Raw genomic sequence first — 21,412 nt, forward strand, 5'->3', positions numbered from 1 at the left:
CTGTCGTCCGCCGGTCCGGTTCGCTCGGTCCGGTCCTGTCGTCCGCCGGTCCGGTTCGCTCGGTCCGGTCCTGTCGTCCGCCGGTCCGGTTCGCTCGGTCCGGTCCTGTCGTCCGCCGGTCCGGTTCGCTCCGCCCGGTCCCCTCGTCCGCCGGTCCGGTTCGTCCGGCCCGGTCCCGTCGTCCGCCGGTCCTGCCGGGTGCCCGGCCCGGTCCCGTCGTCCGTCGGCGCGGACGATCTCGTTCGGGTGGGCCCGTCGCGCGTCGTCACGGCCGGGCCCCCGCGCGCTGGTAGCCGTGGTGCATGCCGCTCACTTTCCGTGTCGCCCCGCGCGGGTCCTCCGCTCGCCCCGGCCGCCGTTCCCGTCGGCTGAAGGCGGCCCTGCTGGCCTCCGCCGTCTCCGTGTGCCTCGTCGCCGCGAGCGCCCCGCCCGTCCCGCTCGGCGTCGGTGACCGTCTCTTCCCGCATCTGGGAAATCCCGGCTACGACGTGGCGTCGTACGACCTGTCCTTCGACTACTCCGGCTCCAACAGCAAGCCCCTCCGGGCCGTCACCACCATCGACGCCTGGACCACCCGGGCGCTCGACCGCGTGAACCTCGACTTCGCGCACGGCGAGGTCGGCTCGGTCGAGGTCGACGGCAGGCCCGCCGGCTTCGTCACCGCCGGTGAGGACCTGGTGGTCACACCGGAGACGCCGCTCGCCCGGGGCGACTGGATGCGGATCACCGTGCGGCACACCAGCGACCCCGTCTACGACGCCGAGCGCGAGGGCGGCTGGGTGCGCACCTCGGACGGCCTCGCCATGGCCAACCAGGCCGATGTCGCCCACCTGGTCTTCCCGTGCAACGACCACCCCTCCGACAAGGCCCTGTTCACCATCCGCGTCACCGCCCCCGACGGCTACACGGCCGTCGCCAACGGCCTCCGCACCGGCGTGGACCGCGCGCGAGGGGCCACGACGTGGACGTACCGGACCCGGCACCCCATGGCCACCGAACTGGCCCAGGTCTCCATCGGCCGCTCCACCGTCCTGCACCGCACCGGCCCGCACGCCCTGCCCGTCCGGGACGTCGTGCCCACCGAGCACCGCGCGTCGCTGGAGCCGTGGCTCGCGAAGACGCCCGGACAGATCGCCTGGATGGAGGGCAAGGTCGGGCCCTACCCCTTCGAGACGTACGGCCTGCTCATGGCCGACGCCTCCACCGGCTTCGAACTGGAGACGCAGACCCTCTCCCTCTTCGAGAGGCAGCTGTTCACCGAGCCCCTGTACCCCAAGTGGTACGTCGAGTCGATCATGGTGCACGAGCTGGCGCACCAGTGGTTCGGCGACAGCGTCACCCCGCGCACCTGGTCCGACCTGTGGCTCAACGAGGGGCACGCCACCTGGTACGAGGCCCTGTACGCGGAGGAGACAGCCGACCGGCCGCTCCAGGCCCGGATGAAGGCCGCGTACGGAGCCTCCGACCGCTGGCGCGCCGCGGGCGGGCCCCCGGCCGCGCCCAAGGCCCCCGACCCCGGCGGCAAGATCAGCATCTTCCGCCCGAACGTCTACGACGGGGCCGCGCTCGTCCTGTACGCCCTGCGCCAGAAGATCGGCCACCCCGCCTTCGACCGCCTGGAACGGGCCTGGGTGAGCCTCCACAAGGACGGCACGGCCGGCACCGACGACTTCGTCGAGCTGGCCTCCGTCGTCTCCGGCAGGAACCTCGACGCGTTCCTCGAGCCCTGGCTGTACGGAGAGAAGACCCCGCCGATGCCCGGGCATCCGGACTGGACCTCCGCCGCGCCCACGGGCACCCGGAAATAACGCCGTGACGAGACGTGGCGTGCCGTGCGACCATCTTCAGGCGGCCACGACGTGGGAGCGGGAATCTCCCGGGGTACTCGTACGTTGTGAGCAGTGACGGAATCCCTATCGACGTAAGGACCCAATGACCTCCTCTTCTTCCTTTTCCCAGGACAACAAGCGCCTCGCGCACAGCTACCCCGAAGGTCTTCGGGCCGATGCCCTGATGGAAGAGGACGTCGCCTGGAGCCACGAGATCGACGGAGAGCGGGACGGCGACCAGTTCGACCGCTCCGAGCGCGCGGCCCTGCGCCGCGTGGTGGGTCTCTCCACCGAGCTCGAGGATGTCACCGAGGTCGAGTACCGGCAGCTCCGTCTGGAGCAGGTCGTCCTCGTCGGCGTCTGGACCTCGGGGACCCTGCAGGACGCGGAGAACTCCCTCGCGGAGCTCGCCGCGCTGGCCGAGACGGCCGGCGCCCACGTCCTCGACGGTGTCTACCAGCGCCGCGACAAGCCGGACCCGGCCACCTTCATCGGTTCCGGCAAGGCCCTGGAGCTGCGCGACATCGTCATCGACTCCGGTGCCGACACGGTCATCTGCGACGGTGAGCTCAGCCCCGGCCAGCTCATCGCCCTGGAGGACGTCGTCAAGGTCAAGGTCATCGACCGTACGGCCCTGATCCTCGACATCTTCGCCCAGCACGCCAAGTCCCGAGAGGGCAAGGCGCAGGTCGCGCTCGCGCAGATGCAGTACATGCTGCCGAGGCTGCGAGGCTGGGGTCAGTCGCTGTCCCGTCAGATGGGCGGCGGCAAGGGCGGCGGTCTCGCCACCCGTGGTCCCGGTGAGACCAAGATCGAGACGGACCGGCGCCGGATCCGCGAGAAGATGGCGAAGATGCGCCGGGAGATCGCGGAGATGAAGACCGGCCGCGACATCAAGCGCCAGGAGCGCCGGCGCAACAAGGTGCCGTCCGTCGCCATCGCGGGTTACACCAACGCAGGCAAGTCCTCGCTGCTCAACCGCCTCACGGGCGCGGGCGTTCTGGTCGAGAACGCGTTGTTCGCGACCCTGGACCCGACCGTCCGGCGGGCCGAGAGCCCGAGCGGCCGGCTCTACACGCTGACCGACACCGTCGGATTCGTCCGGCATCTGCCCCACCACCTGGTCGAGGCGTTCCGCTCCACCATGGAGGAGGTCGCCGACGCCGACCTGATCCTGCATGTGGTCGACGGTTCGCACCCGGTCCCGGAGGAGCAGTTGGCGGCCGTACGCGAAGTGATCAGGGACGTCGGTGCCACCGATGTGCCCGAGTACGTCGTGATCAACAAGGCCGACGCGGCCGACCCGCTGGTGCTCCAGCGGCTGATGCGGAACGAGAAGCGCTCCATCGCCGTCTCGGCCCGCACCGGCCAGGGCATCGCCGAGCTGCTCGAACTCATCGACAACGAGCTGCCCCGGCCCTCGGTCGAGATCGACGCGCTCGTGCCGTACACGCACGGCAAGCTGATCGCCCGTGCGCACGACGAGGGCGAGGTGATCTCCGAGGAGCACACCGCGGAGGGCACCCTGCTCAAGGCGCGGGTGCACGAGGAACTCGCGGCGGAACTCGCGCCGTACGTTCCGGCGTCGGTCGCCTGACCGGCCCACCGCACGACAGAAGGCCCGCCCCTCGCCGGGGCGGGCCTTCTGCATGCTCAGTTCGTCACGAGCTGGGGGCGGGGTGCCTCACTGGGAGGCGTACTTCTCGCTCACCTCGTTGAACACGCCCTCGGCGACCTCGCCCAGCCGCGGGCCGGCCAGCCAGCCGCCGGTGACCGGGCCGATGGAGGTGTTGGACACCAGCGCAGGCTTGCCGTCCGCCCCCGCGGCGACCCAGCCGCCGCCGGAGGAACCACCGGTCATGGTGCAGCCGATGCGGTACATCGTCGGGTCGGAGTCGCTGAGCGACAGCCGGCCGGGCTTGCTCTCGCACTGGTGCATCGACTGGCCGTCGAACGGTGCCGCCGCGGGGTAACCCGTCGCCGTGATGCTGTCCACCTTCGGCACGGCCGGGGCGTTGAAGTCGACCGGCAGAGCCGAACCGACCGTCTCCTCCAGGGACTTGCCCGAACCGCCCTCCTCCGGCGTCACATGGATCACCGCGAAGTCGTAGGACGCGCCGTCACCGCCGGTCGCGCCACCCTGCTCGATCCACTGGTCGGAGGTCTGCACCCAGTCGCCCCACCAGACCCCGTACGGAGCGACCTGCTCCTTCGAGGCGGTCTCCTGCTCGGTCGCCGACAGACCCGCGTCGTTGTACGACGGCACGAACGCGATGTTGCGGTACCAGCCGCCGCTCTTGCCGGCGTGCACGCAGTGGCCCGCCGTCCACACCGTGTTCGACTTGCCGGGGTGGGCCGGGTCCTGCACGACCGTCGCCGAGCAGACCATCGTGCCCTCGGGGGAGTCGAAGAAGACCTTGCCCGCGACCGGCACATTGGCGTGGTACGGCGTCGAAACCGCCTGAGCCTCCACCGGCTCCGGCGTCGGGTCCGTCACCCCCTGGTCACCGGAGATGTCGTTCTCGTCGACACCCTTGTCCGGCTCCTCGGCGTCCCGCATCCGGTCCGGGTCCCACAGGTCCTCGATGATCGGGTTGATAAACTCGTCGGCCTCGCGCAGCCAGTCGTCCTTGTCCCAGTTCTTCCAGGCGCCGTTCCGCCACTTGTCGATGTCGATCCCGTGCTCCTTGAGCCGGCTCTTGATGTCGTCCGGGATCTTGATCTTGTTGTCGTCGCCGGCCACCGACGAGGCCGACGGGTCGCCGCCCGCCGTGTCGTCGCCCGAATCACAGGCCGTCGCGGCCAGTGTGAGCGCCGACACGAGGGCGACAGCGGCCACGGCGCGGGCGGGTCCGCGGCGCGCGCTCCCCCCTCGGCGAGCGGTGGACGACGGCCGTATGGATCGCATGTGCTGACTCCCCCTGAGGTGGACGAACGTGGCGCTTGAGGCCAGGACTCCCGCGTGCGGCAGGGGCTCCTGGAACGGCACCCCACACTATGCGGTCGCTGTGGGCGAGTTCCGACGGAACGGCAACGGTTCGGATACAAGCCGTCTGACCTGGCAATCGTCCGCTCAGCAACCGAGTTGACGCCTTGTCGCCGACGCGTCGCGCGGCCGCACGCCTACGGCGGCCGCGAGCCCCCCTCACCCCAGGGATCTTGCCGCCACCCGTAACCCCGTGGCCGGTCGGGGGTTGGTAGCGGTGGGCGGGCGATTCGAACGCCGCCGGGGGAGCGTCCGGGGCCGGGAAGCCGGTGGATCCGGGAAGCCGGTGAATCGGTGAGGCGTGGAGAACTCGGTGGATCCACGGGGGAGTCGGGGTCGTACGGGGCCGGGGGATGTCACGTCCCCCGGGCGGGTGGGGAGCACGGGCGAGGTCTCGGCTCCGGACAAGCGGGAGGACGGAGAGGCGTGACCGTGACCGAGGAGACTTCGAGGGGCAGGACGGCACGGGAAGCGGGGGCGCGCACCTATGCACACGCACTGCCGATCGTGCCCGTACGTGCGCGCGGACTGACCATCGAGGGCGCCGACGGCCGCCGCTATCTGGACTGCCTCTCCGGCGCGGGCACTCTCGCCCTCGGCCACAACCACCCCGTCGTCCTCGCGGCCATCCGCAGGGTGCTCGACTCGGGTGCCCCTCTGCACGTCCCCGATCTGAGCACCCCCGTCGAGGACGACTTCGTCGCCGAACTCCTCCGTACCCTGCCGCCCGGCCTCGCCGAGCACGCACGTGTACGGTTCTGCGGACCCTCCCCCGCGAGCGCCATGGAAGAAGCCCGCCGACTCGTGCGGGCCGTGACGGGCGAAACCGAGGTCCTCCACCTCAGCCCTCCGGCAGCGCCCCTCGTCCCCCCGGCAACGAGCCATGGTCCACGCTCGATTGCCGAGCCCGCCGCTGACGCCCCCCGACCGGCGGGCGAGCCCGGTTCGGGCCGGGCGGCCGGTGCCGGAATCGGCGCACAGAGGTCGCCCGGCGCCGCCCCCGGCCCGCAGACGGAGACAGACCTCCAACTCGCCTCCCTCTGGCCGGAGTCCGCCAGGCCGGCCGGAGTGATCGTCGAGGCCGTCCGCGGCGACGACCGGATCAGCCCCGTCCCCGACAGCTGGACGCGGCAGGTACGCCGTCTCGCCGCCACCCGGTCGGTACCCCTGATCGCCGACGAGACCGAGACCGGAGTCGGCCGCACCGGAGCCTTCTGGGCCGTCGAGCACAGCGGTGTCACACCCGACCTGATGGTTCTTTCCAAGGCCATCGGCGGCAGCCTGCCGCTGTCCCTGGTCGTCCACCACACCGACTTCGAGGCCGACACCCCCGCACGCACGCTCCGCGGCAACCAACTGGCCATGGCCGCCGGCGCGGCGACCCTCGCCCACGTCCGCGAGAACCGTTTGGCGGAACGCGCGGACACCCTCGGGCGCCGCATACTGGGCCAACTCGCTGAAATTGCCGCAAAGTTCCCGTGCGTCGGAGAGATCCGAGGCCGAGGGCTGATGATCGGCATCACGTTCCTCCCGCCCGAGCAGGACGTCCTGCCGGGCGGCGAACCCGCTCGTCCGGCCGCCGCCGAACTGGCCGCCGCCGTCCAGCGCGCGTGCTTGCGACGAGGTCTGATCGTCGGCCTCGGCGGCCATGACTCCCCTGTCGTACGGCTGCTTCCGCCCCTGACCGTCAGCGACGAGCAGGCTGCGGCCGTGGTCGACCGGCTCTCCGACGCGATGGAGGAGGCGACATACGGCCGCACGACGGCGTCGGCCCCTTTCCCCGCGCGGGAACAGCTGTGACCACCACCCTGAGGCACCACCCCCTGAGGAACCCGCGTGAACATCCTTCCCCTTCCTGACCGCACCTCCCGCTCCTCGACACAGGCAGCCGACACCACCGAGCCGCCTCCCGTTCCGGAGGACCCTGCAGTCCCCCGGCAACACGCCCCCGCGCCCGAGGCGGGTGAGCCGCGTGGCTTTCCTCCGGAGACGGGCGCCCCGCCCGCTCACGCCTCCCGCGCCCCCGACCTCCCTGAGCCCCTGGAGCATCCCGACCCGCGGGCCGCCGCCCAGGCCGCGGCCACGGAGAACCTGCTCCGCTGCTGGGTCCGGGAGACCGGCCTCCCGGCCCCGGCGGACGGGATCCTCCGCATCCCGCTCCCGGCCAGCGCCACCGCCCTGCTGGTGCCCGTCCCCTACTGGTCGCCGACCGGCTGGCACCGCTTCGGCGCACCGTCCCTGGACGGCGCACCTGCTTCCGCGTCCACGGTCGCCGCGGTCACCCTCGCTGCCCTGCTGGCCCGAGAGACCGACTCGGCCCCTGCCGCGGCCCCGCCCGCCCGGGAGCCGTACAGCGACCCGGCAGGAGAGACATGCTCCGCCACGGAGGAACACTCCGGCGCGGAGGCGTGCTCCGCCGCGTCGGCCGGGAACGGTGGCGCCCCGGCCTCCGGGCCCGCGGGGGACGAGGGGACCGACCTGGTCGCCCGCGTCGCCGACTCGGTCCGCCGCACCGCCACCTTCATCAGTGACCGGCGTGCCCGTACCGCAGACAGCTCCGACCTCTTCCTCGCCGCCGAGCAGGCACTCGTGCTGGGGCACCCGCTGCATCCCACCCCGAAGAGCCGCGAGGGTCTCACGGAATCCGAAGGGCGTCTGTACTCACCCGAGTTGCGCGGCTCCTTTCCCCTGCACTGGATCGCTGTCTCGCCTTCCGCCCTGGCCCATGACTCGGCTTGGACCGAGCGTGGCCGCTCCGTCCCGGCGGCACGGCTCACCGCACGTCTCGCCGGTCCGGATCTGCCGCTGCCCGACGGCCACGCCGCTCTGCCGCTGCATCCCTGGCAGATGAGGGAGATCCGTCACCGCCCAGAGGTCACAGCACTGTTCGACGCCGGGCTGCTCAAGGATCTCGGCGTCCACGGCGCCCCCTGGCATCCCACCTCCTCCGTACGAACCGTCCACCGGAGCACCGCTCCGGCCATGCTGAAGCTGTCGCTCGGCCTGCGGATCACCAACTCCTGCCGAGAGAACCTGCGCAAGGAACTCCACCGCGGAGTCGAGGTCCACCGGCTGCTGCGCAGCGGCCTGGCCCGTCGATGGCAGGCCGCCCACCCCGGCTTCGACATCGTCCGGGACCCGGCATGGCTGGCCGTGGACGGGCCCGACGGCAGCCCCGTGCCAGGGCTCGACGTGGTGATCCGGCACAACCCGTTCGCTCCGTCCGACGATGCCGGCTGTGTCGCCGGGCTCGTCGCCCCTCGGCCCAGACCCCTGACGGGTGCCAAGGACCGCCGCGGAGGGTTGGGCGGAACCGTGCTGCGGTCGCGTCTCGCCGAGCTGGTCACCTGCCTCGCCGCGCGGACCGGACGTCCCCGAGGAGCAGTCGCCGCCGAGTGGTTCCTGCGCTATCTCGAACATGTCGTCCGCCCCGTCCTGTGGCTGGACGCGGAAGCCGGCATCGCGCTGGAGGCGCATCAGCAGAACACCCTGCTCCTGCTGGACACCGACGGCTGGCCCGCAGGAGGCCGCTACCGCGACAACCAGGGCTACTACTTCCGCGCCTCCCGGCGCGACGAGATCGACGCCCGGCTTCCCGGCATCGGCGAGCACAGCGACACCTTCGTCTCCGACGAGGTCACCGACGAACGCTTCGCCTACTACCTCGCCATCAACAACGTGCTCGGCCTCGTGGGCGCCTTCGGGTCACAGCGCCTCGCGGACGAACGGCTGCTGCTCGCCGCGTTCCGCCGCTTCCTCCAGAGCGTCGCCACCGGCCCGGCCCGACTGCCCACCTCGTTGCCCTCCCGGCTGCTCGACTCGCCCGTCCTGCGCTGCAAGGCCAATCTGCTGACCCGGCTGCGCGGCCTCGACGAACTCGTCGGCCCCGTGGACACCCAGTCGGTCTACGTCACCATCGCCAACCCCCTTCACTCCTGAGCCTTCCGTCGCCCGCCGCCCACACCGACCCCTTTCGTTCCTGAGGAACCCGCCTCGTCCCGCCCCCTGAGAGGAGCGTCGTGCCTCCCACCGACCCCGGTGCCGGCCCAGCCCCCGTCTCCGCCCGTGACGGCTCCGGCCATGCCACCGACGGCTCCACCGCTGTCGCCGAGTTCGGCCCGGGGCCCGCAGGCGCCCTGGGGACGGACGTCGAGGACACGCTGGACCTACGGCTGCCCGACGACTTCCTGGCGGGCCTCCGCGGCGAGCCGGTGGCGTCGCTCCCCGAGGAGGCCGCGGCGCCGCCCGTCCCCGGGGAAGCCGCGGGGTGGCGTCACGCCGGACCGCTCGCGGGCAGGGGCGACCTGCTGGACCGGGTGGAGTCATGGGGTCCGACGGCCACCTCCGCGGGCGAGTTCCGGCTGGTCCCGGTACAGCCGGAGCGAGACCTGCCGCTCGTGGTCCGCTGGATGAACGACCCTGCCGTAGCGGCCTTCTGGGAACTGGCCGGACCCCCGCAGGTGGCCGGGGAGCACGTGCGGGCGCAGTTGACGGGCGACGGGCGCAGCGTCCCCTGCCTCGGCCTGCTGGACGGCAGCCCCATGAGCTACTGGGAGATCTACCGGGCAGACCTCGACCCGCTTGCCCGCCATTACCCGGCCCGACCGCACGACACCGGCATCCACCTCCTCATCGGCGGTGCCGCCGACCGCGGGCGAGGGCTCGGCAGCATGCTTCTGAGAGCTGTCGCCGATCTCACGCTCGACAGCAGGCCCGCCTGCGCACGCGTCATCGCGGAACCCGATCTTTGCAACATCCCCTCCATCGCCGCCTTCCTCACCGCAGGCTTCCGGTTCTCCGCCGAGATCGGCCTTCCCGGGAAGCGGGCCGCCCTGATGGTCCGAGACCGATCCCTGCGTCATCTGCTGTAGCCCTGCGCGACATTGTCGTCACTTCTGGTACACCGCCCGGCGTGATCCGGTTCCGTCCGCCCGTGACGGAATTTTGGTGCGATCCGGTTCCGACGGAATCCCGGGGCGATCCGGTTCCATTCGTCCGCGGCGGAATCCGAGGTGATCCGCCTCCATCGGCCCGCGGCGGAATTCCGCCTCCGTCCGTCTCCGTCCGTCTCCGTCCGTCTCCGTCCGCCTTCGTCCGTGACGGCTTCCCGGACGGCACCCCGCCGACCTCAGCCGTCACCCGCCCCTCACCCACAAGAGACCCACAGCCTTGATCCCACCCCTCACATCACTCGCGACCCCCCGTTTGTCAGTGCCGAGCCGTAGGGTGGTCGGGCTATGACGAAGCCCTCACTCCCCGAACTCCTCCATGCCGCCGTCTCCGCCGTCGGCGGCATGGAACGCCCCGGCCAGGCGGCCATGGCCGAAGCCGTAGAGGAAGCGATCGACGACGCGTCGCATCTGCTGGTCCAGGCCGGCACCGGCACCGGAAAGTCGCTGGGCTATCTCGTGCCCGCGCTCGCGCACGGGGAGCGAGTCGTCGTCGCGACCGCCACTCTGGCCCTCCAGCGCCAGCTCGTGGAGCGGGACCTGCCGCGCACGGTCGACGCCCTCCACCCCCTGCTGCGCCGCCGCCCGGAGTTCGCGATGCTCAAGGGCAGGTCGAACTATCTGTGCCTGCACCGCCTCCACGAGGGCATGCCTCAGGACGAGGAGGAGGGGCTCTTCGACCAGTTCGAGGCCGCCGCGCCCACCAGCAAGCTGGGCCAGGACCTGCTGCGGCTGCGCGACTGGTCGGACGAGACCGAGTCCGGTGACCGTGACGACCTGACACCGGGCGTCTCGGACCGGGCCTGGGCCCAGGTGTCCGTCTCCTCGCGCGAGTGCCTCGGAGCCACGAAATGCGCGTACGGCGCCGAGTGCTTCGCCGAGATGGCGCGCGAGCGCGCCAAGCTGGCGGAGGTCGTCGTCACCAACCACGCCCTGCTGGCGATCGACGCCATCGAGGGGGCCCCCGTCCTGCCCCAGCACGAGGTGCTGATCGTCGACGAGGCGCATGAACTGGTCTCGCGCGTCACCGGGGTCGCCACCGGAGAGCTGACCCCGGGACAGGTCAACCGCGCGGTGCGGCGCGCGGCGAAGCTCGTCAACGAGAAGGCCGCCGACCAGCTCCAGACCGCCGCGGAGGGCTTCGAACGGCTCATGGAGCTGGCCCTGCCCGGCCGCCTGGAGGAGATCCCGGAGGATCTCGGCTACGCCCTCATGGCGCTGCGCGACGCCTGCCGTACCGTCATCTCGGCCATCGGCGCCACACGGGACAAGTCCGTCCAGGACGAGGACGCCGTCCGCAAACAGGCCCTCGCCTCGGTGGAGACGGTGCACGACGTGGCCGAGCGGATCACGCACGGCTTCGAGTGGGACGTCGTCTGGTACGAACGCCACGACCGCTTCGGAGCCTCCCTGCGGGTGGCCCCGATGTCCGTCTCGGGCCTGCTGCGGGAGAAGCTCTTCGCGGACCGCTCGGTGATCCTCACCTCCGCCACGCTGAAGCTGGGCGGCGACTTCAACGGAGTGGGCGCGTCCCTCGGGCTCGGCCCCGAAGGCACGGAGGGCGACGACCTGCCGCAGTGGAAGGGCATCGACGTCGGATCGCCGTTCGACTATCCCCGGCAGGGCATCCTGTACGTCGCCAAACACCTGGCACGCCCCGCGCGGGACGGCGACCGCGGGGACATGCTCGACGAGCTGACGGAGCTGATCCAGGCCGCTGGCGGACGCACGCTCGGCCTCTTCTCGTCGATGCGGGCGGCCCAGCTGGCGGCCGAGGAGCTGCGCTCACGCATCCCCGAGTACCCGATCCTGCTCCAGGGCGAGGAGACCCTGGGCGAGCTGATCAAGAACTTCGCGGCGGATCCGAGGACGTGCCTGTTCGGCACGCTGTCGCTGTGGCAGGGCGTCGACGTGCCCGGCCCGAGCTGTCAGCTGGTGGTCATGGACAAGATCCCGTTCCCGCGCCCGGACGACCCGCTGATGAGCGCCCGCCAGAAGGCGGTGGAGGACGCCGGAGGCAATGGCTTCATGGCGGTCGCCGCGACCCATGCGGCCCTGCTCATGGCTCAGGGCGCCGGTCGTCTGGTGCGGGCGACGGGAGACCGCGGAGTGGTCGCCGTCCTCGACCAGCGTCTGGCCACGGCCCGCTACGGCAGCTATCTGAAGGCGTCGCTGCCCGACTTCTGGTACACGATGGACCGCAACCAGGTGCGCAAGTCGCTGGCGGCTATCGACGCCGCGGCGCAGCAGCAGGAGGAGAAGGAGTGACGGGAGCGGGCGTGCCCTGACACGGGATGCGCCCGCCTCCCCGGCAGGCGATGCGCCCGCCCCTCCAGCGAGGGGGCGCCCGCCCCTCGCCTTCGAATGCGGCGGGCGGGCCTCCCGCCCGTGTGTGCAGAAGGCCCCTGGACAGCAGAGGCCCCTGGACAGCACAGGACCCCGGAACCGGCGCAGAGGTTCCGGGGCCCGGTCAGGGAGGCGGGTGGTCGGTTGGGCCCGCCGGCCGGAGGGTCAGACGCGGCGCAGGACGGCCACCACTTTGCCGAGGATGGTCGCGTCGTCGCCGGGGATGGGCTCGTAGGCGGCGTTGTGCGGGAGGAGCCAGACGTGGCCGTCCTCGCGCTTGAACCGCTTGACGGTGGCTTCGCCGTCGAGCATGGCGGCCACGATGTCGCCGTTCTCGGCGACGGGCTGACGGCGGACGGTGACCCAGTCGCCGTCGCAGATCGCGGCCTCGATCATGGAGTCGCCGACGACCTTCAGGACGAACAGCTCGCCGTCACCGACCAGCTGCCGCGGCAGCGGGAAGACGTCCTCGACCGATTCCTCGGCGAGGATCGGGCCACCGGCGGCGATCCGGCCGACGAGCGGCACGTACGACGCGGCGGGCTTGCCCGCGGTGTCCGTGGGCTGCACCGTGGCCGCCTGGTCGGAGCCGCGTACCTCGTACGCGCGCGGGCGGTGCGGGTCGCGGCGCAGGAAGCCCTTGCGCTCCAGGGCCATCAGCTGGTGCGCCACCGAGGACGTGCTGGACAGTCCGACCGCCTGGCCGATCTCCCGCATCGACGGCGGGTAGCCACGGCGCTGCACGGAGTCCCTGATCACTTCGATCACCCGGCGCTGCCGGTCCGTGAGCCCGGAGCTGTCGGCCCGGATGCCTGGAGGTCGGCCCGGCAGAGAGCGCTTGTGCCCCTCGGGGTTCACGGCTTCGTTCATCGCATGCACCGGCTCGAGTCGGCCCTGGGAGCGGTCCTGGGCGGTGATGGTGGCACTGTCTGTGGTGGTGGTCACGTCGGCCCCTCTCGAATTGTCTCCCTGCCCGGACAACGGTAGTTGCTTTCGAAAGGTTGCGCCAAACACACGTTCGAGTGAAAAACCGCGATTCGTCTGACGCGATCACATGTCCGGGTGTATAGCTGACGCGCTGCCTGGCGGGCGGAAGGGCGTATTGCCATACGCTTCACCGCCGGTGCCGCCTCCGTGGAGGCGTGCCCCGGTCTGCCGTCCGGTGCCCTGTTCGCCGAGTGCCGGCCCCTCGTCCCCGCGCGGAGGTCCCGCATCCGCCTCCGCGGCGCCCACGGTAGCGCCGAACCGCCCCGAAGGGCATGGCGACGGGCCGTGCGACGCGCCGCCTGTCGGGATGTCCGGCGTCTCGTCGCAGGTCGTGGGGTGCGACACGCGGCCCGGCGTGCATGTATGAGCCAATCCCCACATCTAGTGGTTGGATGGCGGCATCAGCCCACAAGTTGTGGTCCCCCCGGTCTTCGGGGTCTCCGGCATCGCCTATGCTTGTGGCTGCTTCGAGGGGCCCAAGGGGCTCCTGAGGCCATTGAGTCTGCTGTGAGGAGGGTTGGGAGTTCATGCACTGCCCCTTCTGCAGGCACCCCGACAGCCGGGTCGTCGACAGCCGTACGACCGACGACGGCACGTCGATCCGCAGGCGCCGCCAGTGCCCCGACTGCTCCCGTCGCTTCACGACCGTGGAGACGTGCTCGCTCATGGTGGTGAAGCGGTCCGGCGTCACCGAGCCCTTCAGCCGCACCAAGGTCATCAACGGCGTGCGCAAGGCGTGCCAGGGGCGGCCGGTCACCGAGGACGCGCTGGCCCAGCTCGGCCAGCGGGTCGAGGAGGCGGTGCGGGCCACCGGGAGCGCCGAGCTGACCACGCACGACGTGGGGCTGGCCATACTCGGTCCGCTGCAGGAGCTCGACCTCGTCGCCTTTCTGCGGTTCGCCTCGGTCTACCGCGCGTTCGACTCGCTGGAGGACTTCGAGACGGCCATCGCCGAGCTGAGGCAGACCACATGCACCGCCGCGGACGACGACGACCGCGGGAACGGTGTCACGGGGAGCCAGGAGAACGACTGCGGGAGCGGGGAGACCGTCCAGGTCCCCGAGCCCGCGGGCGCCGCCGACTGACCGGCGGGCCGGACGTCCGGTCCGGCCGGGTCGGGGCGGCCAGGAGAAGACCTGCTGCGGGCGGTACGCGGGTGCCCGCAGCACCAGACAGAACAACGTGTCTCGGGAACATCGGGGCACTTCAGGGCGTTTTCGCCCGTACAGGGAGGCGGCATGACAGAGACGGCGAGCGGTCCGGCGCGAGGTTCCCGTTCCAAGGGCACCAAGGCCACCAAGGGACTGCGTATCGAGCGCATCCACACCACCCCCGGCGTGCACCCGTACGACGAGGTCCAGTGGGAGCGCCGTGACGTCGTCATGACCAACTGGCGCGACGGCTCGGTCAATTTCGAGCAGCGTGGCGTCGAGTTCCCCGACTTCTGGTCGGTGAACGCGGTCAACATCGTCACCAGCAAGTACTTCCGGGGTGCCGTCGGCACCCCGCAGCGCGAGACCGGCCTCAGGCAGCTGATCGACCGCATCGTGAAGACGTACCGGAAGGCCGGCGAGGACCACAGCTACTTCGCCTCGCCCGCCGACGCCGAGATCTTCGAGCACGAACTGGCGTACGCCCTCCTGCACCAGATCTTCAGCTTCAACAGCCCTGTCTGGTTCAACGTCGGCACTCCGCAGCCCCAGCAGGTCTCGGCCTGCTTCATCCTGGCCGTCGACGACTCCATGGAGTCGATCCTCGACTGGTACAAGGAAGAGGGCATGATCTTCAAGGGCGGCTCCGGCGCCGGCCTGAACCTCTCCCGTATCCGCTCCTCCAAGGAGCTGCTGTCCTCAGGAGGCAACGCCTCCGGTCCCGTCTCCTTCATGCGCGGCGCCGACGCCTCCGCAGGAACGATCAAGTCCGGTGGCGCCACCCGCCGCGCGGCCAAGATGGTCATCCTCGACGTCGACCACCCCGACATCGAGGACTTCATCGAGACCAAGGTCAAGGAGGAGGAGAAGATCCGCGCCCTGCGCGACGCGGGCTTCGACATGGACCTGGGCGGCGACGACATCACGTCCGTCCAGTACCAGAACGCCAACAACTCCGTCCGTGTGAACGACGAGTTCATGAAGGCGGTCGAGCAGGGCGGCAAGTTCGGCCTGCGCGCCCGCATGACCGGCGAGGTCATCGAGGACGTCGACGCCAAGGCCCTCTTCCGCAAGATGGCCGAGGCCGCCTGGGCCTGCGCCGACCCGGGCATCCAGTACGACGACACGATCAACCACTGGCACACCTGCCCGGAGTCCGGCCGCATCAACGGCTCGAACCCCTGCAGCGAGTACATGCACCTGGACAACACGTCCTGCAACCTCGCCTCGCTGAACCTGATGAAGTTCCTCAAGGACGACGGCAAGGGCAGCCAGTCCTTCGACGCCGTGCGCTTCGCCAAGGTCGTCGAGCTCGTCATCACCGCGATGGACATCTCCATCTGCTTCGCGGACTTCCCGACCCAGAAGATCGGCGAGAACACCCGCGCGTTCCGTCAGCTCGGCATCGGCTACGCCAACCTCGGCGCCCTGCTGATGGCGACCGGCCACGCCTACGACTCCGACGGCGGCCGTGCCCTCGCCGGTGCCGTCACCTCCCTGATGACCGGCACGGCCTACCGCCGCTCCGCCGAGCTCGCCGCGGTCGTCGGCGCGTACGACGGCTACGCCCGCAACGCGGACGCCCACAAGCGCGTCATGAAGCAGCACGCCGACGCCAACGGCACGGCCGTCCGCATGGACGACCTGGACACGCCGATCTGGGCCGCCGCCACGGAGGCATGGCAGGACGTGCTGCGCCTCGGTGAGAAGAACGGTTTCCGTAACTCCCAGGCGTCCGTCATCGCCCCCACCGGCACCATCGGCCTGGCGATGTCCTGCGACACCACCGGCCTGGAGCCCGACCTCGCCCTGGTCAAGTTCAAGAAGCTGGTCGGCGGCGGCTCGATGCAGATCGTCAACGGCACCGTGCCGCAGGCCCTGCGCCGTCTGGGCTACCAGGAGGAGCAGATCGAGGCGATCGTCGCCCACATCGCCGAGCACGGCAATGTGGTCGACGCCCCCGGCCTGAAGACCGAGCACTACGAGGTCTTCGACTGCGCCATGGGCGAGCGCTCCATCTCCGCGATGGGCCACGTCCGCATGATGGCCGCGATCCAGCCGTGGATCTCCGGCGCCCTCTCCAAGACGGTCAACCTCCCCGAGACCGCCACCGTCGAGGACGTCGAGGAGGTCTACTTCGAGGCGTGGAAGATGGGCGTCAAGGCCCTCGCGATCTACCGCGACAACTGCAAGGTCGGCCAGCCGCTCTCGGCCAAGAAGAAGGACGACGACAAGAAGACGGAGGCGAAGGCCGAGGCGGCTCCCGCCAAGGTCGAGAAGGTCGTCGAGTACCGCCCGGTCCGCAAGCGCCTTCCGAAGGGTCGTCCCGGCATCACCACCTCCTTCACCGTCGGTGGCGCCGAGGGCTACATGACGGCCAACTCCTACCCGGACGACGGTCTCGGCGAGGTCTTCCTGAAGATGTCCAAGCAGGGCTCGACCCTCGCGGGCATGATGGACGCCTTCTCCATCGCCGTCTCGGTCGGCCTGCAGTACGGCGTGCCGCTGGAGACGTACGTCTCCAAGTTCACCAACATGCGCTTCGAGCCGGCCGGCATGACGGACGACCCGGACGTGCGGATGGCCCAGTCGATCGTCGACTACATCTTCCGCCGCCTGGCGCTCGACTTCCTGCCCTTCGAGACCCGCTCGGCCCTCGGCATCCACTCCGCCGAGGAGCGCCAGCGTCACCTCGAGACGGGCTCCTACGAGCCGCTGGACGACGAGGACGTCGACGTCGAGGGCCTCGCCCAGTCGGCGCCGCGCGCCCAGGAGCTCAAGGCCGTCGTCGCGCCGAAGGCGGAGCCCGAGGCGGTCAAGCCCGCCCCGAAGCAGGCCCACACCAGCGCCGAGCTGGTGGAGATGCAGCTGGGCATCCAGGCCGACGCCCCGCTGTGCTTCTCCTGCGGCACCAAGATGCAGCGGGCCGGTTCCTGCTACATCTGCGAGGGCTGCGGCTCGACCAGCGGCTGCAGCTGAGCGCTGAGCACTGAGTGAGAGGGGCGTCGGACCATGTGCCGACGCCCCTCTTCGCTGTTCGCGTGCACACGCGTGCCCTGTGGTTCACGCAGGGCACGCGTGTGAGCGTGCCGTTCGGCGCGGCGGTGTCTCCGTCCGCTCGTGCGGTTCCCCGCCCTTCCTGCCGCCGTGCGCCGTGCGTTCCGCTGTGCGCTCGTTCCGCTGCACTCGTTCCGCCGTGCGCTGTGCCCCTCCCGCCGTAATCTCCGCGCATGGATTCCTCACAGCGGTACGACGGTGACATCCGCGCTCTGACCGGCGCGTCCCGCGCGGCCGCGCTCGACGCCCTTCTCGACGGCCTGCGCTCGGCCGACCCCCGCGTCCGTGACGAGGGCGCCTACGCCGCCGCAGCGCGCTGGACGCCCGTCCTGGAGCCGGCCGAACGGCAGGATCTCGGGGAGCGGGTGACCGCGTACTTCACGCACCCGGCCGTCCAGGCACGGGCCTTCGCGCCGCTGGTCCTGGCGAGGATCGCCGAGGCGGGTGACTGGCACGAGGCATGGTGGCGCCCGTTCGCGGACTGGTACCCGGCCGAGCGGGACCTGCGGGGACACGACGCCGAGCTGGGCTGGCTGCACGCGGCCGCGCACGGCGCCGACCTGCTGGCCGTTCTGGCCCGGCGGCCCGGCCAGGATCCCGTACGGCTGGCCGACCTCGCGGTCGCCCGGCTGCTGGCCCCCACCGAGCATCTCTTCGACGCCCAGGAGGACGACCGTCTGGCCTACGCGCTCGCGCAGATCCTCAGCCGCCCGGACCTGGGCGTGGAGGAGTCCACCGCCTGGCTCGGCCCCGTCGAGAAGGCGTTCCGGACGGGCGAACCGGGGCCGGTCCCGGCGTGGGCCTCCAACACCATGCGCACGCTGCGGATGCTCTACGTCCTCGCCGACCGGGGCCTGCGCACCCGCGACACCGACGAACCGCCGCACCTGGTCACCCACCGCGAAGCGGTTCTGGACGGCCTCGCGGGCACCCTCGCCGTCGTGGCTCCGTACACCGGATGAGACTCAGGGGCGGCCGGCCTCGCCCATGGTCCTGATGAAGGTCGCCGGATCGTCCTCGAAGGCGCGCACACCGGGCTGGAAGTCCCAGTTGCCGGCCTCGTCGCGGATGAACTCCGCGACCGTGGCGGCCGTCGCCCCGGAGATCGCGGCGAAGTCGTCCACGGCCAGGTCGGTGTACCCCTCACGGATACGCAGTCCCGGATTGGCCACGCTGTCGAAGGTCCGCCGCGCGGGACGCTGCTGGAGGATGACACCGACCAGCACGCGCGTGTAGCGGGCGTTCAGCCGGTCGAGCTCGAGGATCATGACCTCGTCCCAGCCGAAGCCCTTGCCGTCCTTGCTGTCCCGGTTGAGGTGGATCGTGCCGTCGGGGGAGCGGCTGTCGAAGTGCACGACGTACGCCGGATCGCCGTACGGGGCGCTCTGCAGGTAGGTGGCTGCCACTATGTCCAGGTCGGTGGGCGGCTGCCCGATCGGGCTCGGATCCCACTTCAGGGCCACCTCGATCTTGTGGATGCCCTTGATGAGGTCGTTCACCGGTATTCCCCTTCCCCCTGTGTCCGTGACTCAACTTCCTTGCGGTTGAGGCCGGTTGCCATCCTGCCATGCACGCGTGCCCCGCTGCCGGACAGCGGTGTGCCCGAGCGTGACCCCCGCCCCGCGCCGTGGCCTTACCATGGCGCGGTGCTGGTCAAGTGGATTCGCTGCACCGTGGTGGACCGCCGCGGTTTCGAGCGGGGGCAGCGGAAGTGGGCGGGGCTGCCCGGCGAGCCGGGTTTTCGCGGGCAGGGCGGAGGCTGGAGCCGGGGGCGGCCGTCGGTGGCCCATGTCTTCGCCTTCTGGGAGAGCCGGGCCTTCTACGACTCCTTCATGGCGCGCTCCCACGACCGGCTGGCTGCGGCCCAGGCGGGAACCTTCAAGGACGCACAGGTCCGGCTGTTCGAGTACCGCTTCGACGTGAAGACCGGTTTCGAGCCCCGTTTCACGGACGCGGACCTGATCCGGGTCGCCCTCTGCCGTGTCCGCGAGGACCGGGTGGACAACTTCACCCTGATGCAGGAGAAGGTCTGGAACCCGGCGATGGCCGGCTCGCCCGGCATGATCCGCGGGCTGTTCGCCGAGGCGCCGGGCAACGAGTTCATGATCCTCTCGATGTGGCGGTCCGCCGCCGAGCACGGGAAATACCGTACCGAGCGGGTGGAACGGCTTGCCCTGCGCGCCCAGACCGAGGCCGACATAGCGGCGCTCACGGGTGACATCGTGGAGCTGGAGCCGACCTGGACGGTGTGATCGCTCCGCATGTGATCGGTGAGCAAAGTGTGTTCATTGATGTGTGAACGGTGTGACCTACGCCGTATGGAGCCCGCACGGGTGCTCGGCAGGGCCTCGTTCGATCTAGGGTTTTGGCATGGCACGACCACGGCGCATCGTCCTTGTCCGGCACGGCGAGTCAACCGGCAATGTTGATGACACCGTGTACGAGCGTGAGCCCGACCACGCGCTCGCACTGACCGAGCGCGGCTGGAGGCAGGCGGAGGAGACGGGCAAGGGTCTGCGGGAGGTGTTCGGACGTGAACGCGTCAGCGTCTATGTGTCCCCCTACCGCCGTACGCACGAGACCCTGCGTGCCTTCCACCTGGATCCCGAGCTGATACGGGTGCGCGAGGAGCCCCGGCTGCGCGAGCAGGACTGGGGCAACTGGCAGGACCGCGACGACGTACGGCTCCAGAAGGCGTACCGGGACGCCTACGGGCACTTCTTCTACCGCTTCGCCCAGGGCGAGAGCGGGGCCGACGTCTACGACCGGGTCGGCGGCTTCCTGGAGAGCCTGTTCCGCAGCTTCGAGGCGCCCGACCATCCGCCGAACGTCCTGCTGGTGACCCATGGCCTGGCCATGCGGCTGTTCTGCATGCGCTGGTTCCACTGGACGGTCGCCGAATTCGAGTCGCTGTCCAACCCCGGGAACGGCGAGGTGCGGATGCTCGTTCTCGGGGACGACGGGAAGTACACGCTCGACCGGCCATTCGAACGCTGGCGAGATCCGGAACCGTACGGGATCACTGGATAGAGTGGCAGGGCGATGACGGCAGATTCCTCACCTTACGGGCGCCTGGAGCGCGCCCTGGCAAGCCTGCGCGGACTGGCGGTGGGCGACGCGCTCGGCTCCCAGTTCTTCGTGCCGGTGAACTACCCGCTGCTCAAGCAGCGAGAGCTTCCGGCCGGCCCGTGGCAGTGGACGGACGACACCGAGATGGCCTGCTCGGTGGTCGCCGTCCTCGCCGCCCACCACCGCATCGACCAGGACGCCCTGGCGCTGTCCTTCGCCGAGCACCATGACTTCGACCGCGGGTACGGTCCCGCGGTCAACCGGCTTCTGCGGCTGGTCCGCGAGGGCGGCGACTGGCGCGAGCTGTCCGCCGCGCTCTTCAAGGGGCAGGGCTCGTGGGGCAACGGCGCCGCGATGCGCATCGCGCCTCTGGGTGCCTGGTACGCGGACGACCCCGAGCAGGCCACGCACCAGGCGGAGATCTCCGCCTATCCCACGCACCAGCATCGCGAGGCCGTCGTCGGCGCCATGGCCGTCGCGGCGGCCGCCGCGCTGGTCGCCGCCCCCAGCGGGCCGCCCGGTCCCGAGGCGCTGCTGGACGGTGTCGTGGACCTCGTGCCGAAGAGCGCCGTCGGCGCCGGTCTGCGGCGGGCCCGGGACATGCTCGACTACGGCGACGCGGCCACCGTCGCGGCCGTGCTGGGCTGCGGACGGCGCACGTCGGCCCACGACACCGTGCCCTTCGCCCTCTGGTCCGCCGCTCGGCGCCTCGGTGACTACGAGGAGGCGTTCTGGACGACCGCACAGGTCGGCGGTGACGTGGACACCACCTGCGCGATCGTGGGCGGTGTGCTCGCCGCCGGGAAGGCGGGGACTCCGCCCGCCGAATGGGTCGACCGCACGGAGACGATGCCGGACTGGGTACCGGCCGTGGGCTGAGGCCGGCCCGCACCCGCTTCTCCGGTCGGCGGCCGCTGCGCGTTCCTTGGGGTGGCGGCGCGTTCTCCAGGGCGGTCGCCGGGAGGCTCCGAGGAGGCGCGGTCAGCCGTCCCTCGGGCCTCGGTCCGCCCGCTCTTCCGATACGGAGACTCTCCGTGT

Annotated in this window: 15 protein-coding genes; 12 read left to right on the forward strand and 3 right to left on the reverse strand. The window is 70.9% G+C overall.

What is annotated here, in order from left to right; translation table 11 throughout:
* Window positions 1-302 precede the first annotated feature (302 nt).
* Together ACIQGV_RS00245 and hflX are read left to right on the forward strand one after the other, a co-directional pair.
* Window positions 303-1,808, forward strand: coding sequence for a M1 family metallopeptidase (locus ACIQGV_RS00245; protein WP_402488241.1), 1,506 nt, complete (start codon window positions 303-305; stop codon window positions 1,806-1,808).
* A 124-nt stretch (window positions 1,809-1,932) separates the two neighbouring features.
* Complete coding sequence (gene hflX / locus ACIQGV_RS00250; RefSeq protein WP_402488244.1) at window positions 1,933-3,426, forward strand: GTPase HflX; 1,494 nt, start codon at window positions 1,933-1,935, stop codon at window positions 3,424-3,426.
* A gap of 87 nt (window positions 3,427-3,513) precedes the next feature.
* Here hflX and ACIQGV_RS00255 read toward each other — a convergent pair whose 3' ends face one another.
* Window positions 3,514-4,737 (reverse strand): trypsin-like serine peptidase, encoded by a 1,224-nt coding sequence (locus tag ACIQGV_RS00255; RefSeq protein ID WP_402488247.1) that lies wholly within the window; start codon window positions 4,735-4,737, stop codon window positions 3,514-3,516.
* A gap of 504 nt (window positions 4,738-5,241) precedes the next feature.
* Between ACIQGV_RS00255 and ACIQGV_RS00260 the strand changes: the two genes are divergently transcribed.
* From ACIQGV_RS00260 to ACIQGV_RS00275, 4 genes are all read left to right on the forward strand, one after another.
* Window positions 5,242-6,615, forward strand: a complete 1,374-nt coding sequence (locus ACIQGV_RS00260) for an aminotransferase class III-fold pyridoxal phosphate-dependent enzyme (RefSeq protein ID WP_402488250.1) — start codon at window positions 5,242-5,244, stop codon at window positions 6,613-6,615.
* Between the two features lie 36 nt (window positions 6,616-6,651).
* Window positions 6,652-8,754 carry an IucA/IucC family protein gene (locus tag ACIQGV_RS00265; protein WP_402488253.1) on the forward strand — a complete coding sequence of 701 codons (2,103 nt, stop codon included), beginning with the start codon at window positions 6,652-6,654 and terminating at the stop codon, window positions 8,752-8,754.
* An 80-nt stretch (window positions 8,755-8,834) separates the two neighbouring features.
* The gene (locus ACIQGV_RS00270; RefSeq protein WP_402488256.1) at window positions 8,835-9,686 is read left to right on the forward strand and encodes a GNAT family N-acetyltransferase; all 852 of its coding nucleotides are present in this window, start codon (window positions 8,835-8,837) and stop codon (window positions 9,684-9,686) included.
* A 366-nt stretch (window positions 9,687-10,052) separates the two neighbouring features.
* Window positions 10,053-12,032 carry an ATP-dependent DNA helicase gene (locus ACIQGV_RS00275; RefSeq protein WP_402488259.1) on the forward strand — a complete coding sequence of 660 codons (1,980 nt, stop codon included), beginning with the start codon at window positions 10,053-10,055 and terminating at the stop codon, window positions 12,030-12,032.
* A 243-nt stretch (window positions 12,033-12,275) separates the two neighbouring features.
* Here ACIQGV_RS00275 and lexA read toward each other — a convergent pair whose 3' ends face one another.
* Window positions 12,276-13,055, reverse strand: a complete 780-nt coding sequence (gene lexA, locus ACIQGV_RS00280) for a transcriptional repressor LexA (RefSeq protein WP_402488260.1) — start codon at window positions 13,053-13,055, stop codon at window positions 12,276-12,278.
* 569 nt (window positions 13,056-13,624) lie between these two features.
* On the opposite strand from lexA, the gene nrdR reads away from it, so the two are divergent.
* From nrdR to ACIQGV_RS00295, 3 genes are all read left to right on the forward strand, one after another.
* Window positions 13,625-14,182, forward strand: a complete 558-nt coding sequence (gene nrdR, locus ACIQGV_RS00285) for a transcriptional regulator NrdR (RefSeq protein ID WP_402488263.1) — start codon at window positions 13,625-13,627, stop codon at window positions 14,180-14,182.
* Window positions 14,183-14,335: 153 nt separating this feature from the next.
* On the forward strand, window positions 14,336-17,227 hold the full coding sequence (locus tag ACIQGV_RS00290) for a vitamin B12-dependent ribonucleotide reductase (RefSeq protein ID WP_402488266.1): 2,892 nt from the start codon (window positions 14,336-14,338) through the stop codon (window positions 17,225-17,227).
* 251 nt (window positions 17,228-17,478) lie between these two features.
* Window positions 17,479-18,267 carry a DUF2785 domain-containing protein gene (locus tag ACIQGV_RS00295; protein WP_402488268.1) on the forward strand — a complete coding sequence of 263 codons (789 nt, stop codon included), beginning with the start codon at window positions 17,479-17,481 and terminating at the stop codon, window positions 18,265-18,267.
* Window positions 18,268-18,270: 3 nt separating this feature from the next.
* Here ACIQGV_RS00295 and ACIQGV_RS00300 read toward each other — a convergent pair whose 3' ends face one another.
* Window positions 18,271-18,804 (reverse strand): TerD family protein, encoded by a 534-nt coding sequence (locus ACIQGV_RS00300; protein ID WP_402488271.1) that lies wholly within the window; start codon window positions 18,802-18,804, stop codon window positions 18,271-18,273.
* Between the two features lie 147 nt (window positions 18,805-18,951).
* On the opposite strand from ACIQGV_RS00300, the gene ACIQGV_RS00305 reads away from it, so the two are divergent.
* The 3 genes from ACIQGV_RS00305 (at window position 18,952) to ACIQGV_RS00315 (ending at window position 21,253) form a co-directional block, all read left to right on the forward strand.
* Window positions 18,952-19,557, forward strand: a complete 606-nt coding sequence (locus ACIQGV_RS00305) for a YdbC family protein (RefSeq protein ID WP_402488274.1) — start codon at window positions 18,952-18,954, stop codon at window positions 19,555-19,557.
* Between the two features lie 118 nt (window positions 19,558-19,675).
* Window positions 19,676-20,335 (forward strand): histidine phosphatase family protein, encoded by a 660-nt coding sequence (locus ACIQGV_RS00310; protein ID WP_402488277.1) that lies wholly within the window; start codon window positions 19,676-19,678, stop codon window positions 20,333-20,335.
* Between the two features lie 12 nt (window positions 20,336-20,347).
* The gene (locus ACIQGV_RS00315; RefSeq protein ID WP_402488280.1) at window positions 20,348-21,253 is read left to right on the forward strand and encodes an ADP-ribosylglycohydrolase family protein; all 906 of its coding nucleotides are present in this window, start codon (window positions 20,348-20,350) and stop codon (window positions 21,251-21,253) included.
* Window positions 21,254-21,412: the final 159 nt, after the last annotated feature.

This window comes from Streptomyces sp. NPDC093094 (assembly GCF_044754345.1).
In the GTDB taxonomy this organism is placed as follows: domain Bacteria; phylum Actinomycetota; class Actinomycetes; order Streptomycetales; family Streptomycetaceae; genus Streptomyces.

What these genes read in the sequence shown, in the direction of transcription:
- ACIQGV_RS00245 (WP_402488241.1), top strand. Translation starts at nt 303, where the DNA reads ATGCCGCTCACTTTCCGTGTCGCCCCGCGCGGGTCCTCCGCTCGCCCC.
- hflX (WP_402488244.1), top strand. Translation starts at nt 1,933, where the DNA reads ATGACCTCCTCTTCTTCCTTTTCCCAGGACAACAAGCGCCTCGCGCAC.
- ACIQGV_RS00255 (WP_402488247.1), bottom strand. Translation starts at nt 4,737, where the DNA reads ATGCGATCCATACGGCCGTCGTCCACCGCTCGCCGAGGGGGGAGCGCG.
- ACIQGV_RS00275 (WP_402488259.1), top strand. Translation starts at nt 10,053, where the DNA reads ATGACGAAGCCCTCACTCCCCGAACTCCTCCATGCCGCCGTCTCCGCC.
- nrdR (WP_402488263.1), top strand. Translation starts at nt 13,625, where the DNA reads ATGCACTGCCCCTTCTGCAGGCACCCCGACAGCCGGGTCGTCGACAGC.
- ACIQGV_RS00290 (WP_402488266.1), top strand. Translation starts at nt 14,336, where the DNA reads ATGACAGAGACGGCGAGCGGTCCGGCGCGAGGTTCCCGTTCCAAGGGC.
- ACIQGV_RS00295 (WP_402488268.1), top strand. Translation starts at nt 17,479, where the DNA reads ATGGATTCCTCACAGCGGTACGACGGTGACATCCGCGCTCTGACCGGC.
- ACIQGV_RS00310 (WP_402488277.1), top strand. Translation starts at nt 19,676, where the DNA reads ATGGCACGACCACGGCGCATCGTCCTTGTCCGGCACGGCGAGTCAACC.
- ACIQGV_RS00315 (WP_402488280.1), top strand. Translation starts at nt 20,348, where the DNA reads ATGACGGCAGATTCCTCACCTTACGGGCGCCTGGAGCGCGCCCTGGCA.